This is a genomic window from Bradyrhizobium sp. UFLA05-125 (assembly GCF_059803515.1).
This window is the reverse complement of sequence record NZ_JBANBJ010000160.1, coordinates 1-2,726: the sequence shown is the minus strand read 5'-3', so window position 1 is coordinate 2,726 and position 2,726 is coordinate 1. Positions and strand designations below refer to the sequence as shown.

2 protein-coding genes and 2 pseudogenes are annotated in these 2,726 nt (G+C 57.9%); 1 reads left to right on the top strand and 3 read right to left on the bottom strand.

Annotated elements, in window-relative coordinates:
• Positions 1-1,042: 1,042 nt before the first annotated feature.
• Positions 1,043-1,285, top strand: a pseudogene (locus tag SO156_RS45655) (type II toxin-antitoxin system HicB family antitoxin); the annotation flags it as partial.
• An 83-nt stretch (positions 1,286-1,368) separates the two neighbouring features.
• Here the strand turns inward: SO156_RS45655 and SO156_RS45650 are convergent.
• The 3 genes and pseudogenes from SO156_RS45650 to SO156_RS45640 form a co-directional block, all read right to left on the bottom strand.
• The gene (locus tag SO156_RS45650; protein WP_498539440.1) at positions 1,369-1,668 is read right to left on the bottom strand and encodes a hypothetical protein; all 300 of its coding nucleotides are present in this window, start codon (positions 1,666-1,668) and stop codon (positions 1,369-1,371) included.
• Between the two features lie 73 nt (positions 1,669-1,741).
• Entirely contained in the window at positions 1,742-2,239 is a 498-nt protein-coding gene (locus SO156_RS45645; RefSeq protein ID WP_498539439.1) for a flavin reductase family protein, read from the bottom strand.
• A gap of 190 nt (positions 2,240-2,429) precedes the next feature.
• A pseudogene (locus SO156_RS45640) lies at positions 2,430-2,726 on the bottom strand (indole-3-glycerol phosphate synthase TrpC); the annotation flags it as partial.

Below are 2,726 nucleotides of genomic sequence, written 5' to 3'. Positions count from 1 at the left end.
GCCACAAGACAGAGGGCAAGATCAGAGCGCCGAACTCGCCACCGAGCGCCGACGTTCCTACACCCTTCCCTTGGCGATACGCGCTCGTGGTGATTTCTTACTGAGAGCCAGGTCGACGAGGCGCTGAACAGCCTCTAGTCGCGTCAAACCTTCATCCCTCTGCTTCGCAATCCTGCTGGCGCCAAACCCGTCAACGGCTCCGTGCCGAAATGCCCATCATGCGGCCTGGCGCAAGCGAGCGAGCGAGGCCTATCACGGGCGTCATGCAGTTTCCGATCGTTCTAGAGCCAGTTTCGGTTGATTTTCGTCGTGCCGATCAACCTGCCCGGGCATTCTGCGCACGCCAAATCTTCGGGGCGACCCGCGTCTCGCCACCGACACTCAAGGTCAATCGCAGGACTTCCGGCGGTGGTACGGGTTGGCTTGCGCGGGCATCAGCCGCGACTCTTTCGGGGGTCCCAATCAGGTCTTGAAATCAGCGCGCGCCGGATCTTCGCGCTCGACGAGGCGCTGCGACGCTCGCTTCCCAACAACGAAATAGACGAACCCGTAACCTGGAATGAATGCCGACAAGGCGGCATTTAGGATGGACCTGTTCTGAAAACTTCGAAATATCCCGATCGTCCGGCTCGCAAGTACGGCAATCGTCCAAACCCAGTGCAAGACGGATAAACTCAAGACCGAACCCCCACCCGACGTGTCCAACTAGCTCCAAGCAAAAACGGCCTCAGTTGGCCCGGGGGGGCAAATACTGAGGCCGTTCTGCTCGATCTGCAAAACAGCTCGAGCTTGGTTGAAACGCGGTCTATGGTCGTTTGTTCCCGAATAGAAACGCCACTCGGCCGTCAAGGTCCGGGAACGCGCGCTCTATAGGAGCAGAGCATGTATCTGAAGACTCCACGACCCGCAGTTTACAACCGATATCAATCCGCTACTGGCGAAAGGAATTACCCATAGCATCGAACGAGAGTGCTGCGTGGACTCATCCGACGTCTCCCGGGAGAGCTCTGAGCGATCGGCCCGCCCAAGATGAGGAGCTTTCATGAGATACTACCTTGCTTTGATCCACAAGGACGCGGACAGCGACTACGGCGTCTCGTTTCCTGATCTTCCCGGCGTGATCACCACTGGCACGGATCTGGACGATGCGCGCCATGGCCACTGAGGCCTTGGCGTTTCATCTGGAAGGTATGGCAGCAGACGCGAGGCCTTACCTGAGTCCTCCTCTCTCGAGGCGATCATGGCGAGCGTTGAGAACAGGGACGGCGTCGCCGTTCTCATGCCAGCGCCTGCAAGGCATGATCTGTGACACGCCTGATCCCCATGCGCGCGTGAGCGTCTCGCGCGATGGCTCGGGCGGTGAAGGCTTCAGACCACTCTTTCGATGTGTGCACGGATCGCATTTACTTTGAGATCGATCCAGCCTCGTTCGCGGGCACGATCGACCATCTGGCTGTAGGCCACGTCCCAATCTCGATTGTCGTTCGGACGACCAGGCAGGTTCGGCACCAGATCGATAGGAACCAACGCATTGTCCTGATCAACGACGGTAATTCCTCCGAGCCTTGGTGGAACACCGAGCGCACCTCTCAAAACGAGTTTGAACCCGGAAAAGTCGAGCGGCTCCGTCAGACGGATGCCGTTGTCGGGCGAGCATTCTACGATCATGACTTGGCTCCATCACTTTCAACCACACGTCTAGCTGTCAACGCTAAAACGCCATTGCAAACACTGCGTTCAATCATGTGGCAATTGTTCGAAGTTTGCCGCGACAGTTGATAAGCGGATTGCCATCGCCTGGGCGCACCGCAACGGTTCGGCCGATAAATAGCCCATGCGTGCCAATGACCTGGTAGTGGTGCAAGAGGCATTCGAGCGCGCAGATTGCGCCCTGCAATAGAGGTACGTCGAGAATCCCCTGATCCCAAGTAGCCGTATCGAACCGCCGGAGACCTTGGGAGCCATCCCGGCCGGCGAATCGCAGAGCGATCTCCTGATGATCAATAGCAAGAAGGCTGACGCCAAACCTGCCGGTCGCAAGTATCGCATCGTGAGTCCCGGAACTGATGTTAATGCCGACCAGCAAACAAGGGGGCTCAATACAAATCGAGGTGATAGAACTCACCGTTAACCCGCGCCGTTCAAGTGCCGATCCTGTCGCCACGACGGCAACGCCGCTGGCCAGATTTCGCATGGCCTGCCGAAACTCGATCGCCTCGATTGATCGAATATCGCTCATCTGACAACGCAACCCAAAATCAGCAGCCCTCCTACGAATCGACGCCCAAGTTCGATCGTTCGCCGAATGCGAATGTCGGCTTGCCCACAGCTCACGGCTCTCCAGGCCGGCGTCCGAGCAGCTATGCGAAAGGTCCCGTTCTCGGCGTGAATATGAGTGTGCCGCAACAGTTGGCTGGAGACTTTGCGTGTCATTGACGCGCCCCGGTCGCGGCAGCTTGGTTTGGTGAAAGTAGCGCGCGAGTTGCTGCTGTAAGGTCTGGCTGACGCATGAGACTTTCGCCTACGAGGAAAGTCGAAACGCCGGCTCGCGAGAGCCGCGCCAGATCATCGAACGCACAGATGCCGCTTTCGCTGACAATCAGGCGATCCTTCGGGACGAGCGGCGCCAGCGTTTCACTTGTCTTGAGGTTTGTCACAAAGGTGCGCAGGTTTCGGTTATTGATACCAATCATCTTCGAGCGAAGCTTAAGGGCGCGATCGAGCTC

Coding starts and splice junctions, on each gene's coding strand:
- SO156_RS45650 (WP_498539440.1), bottom strand. CDS start 1,668: ATGATCGTAGAATGCTCGCCCGACAACGGCATCCGTCTGACGGAGCCG.
- SO156_RS45645 (WP_498539439.1), bottom strand. CDS start 2,239: ATGAGCGATATTCGATCAATCGAGGCGATCGAGTTTCGGCAGGCCATG.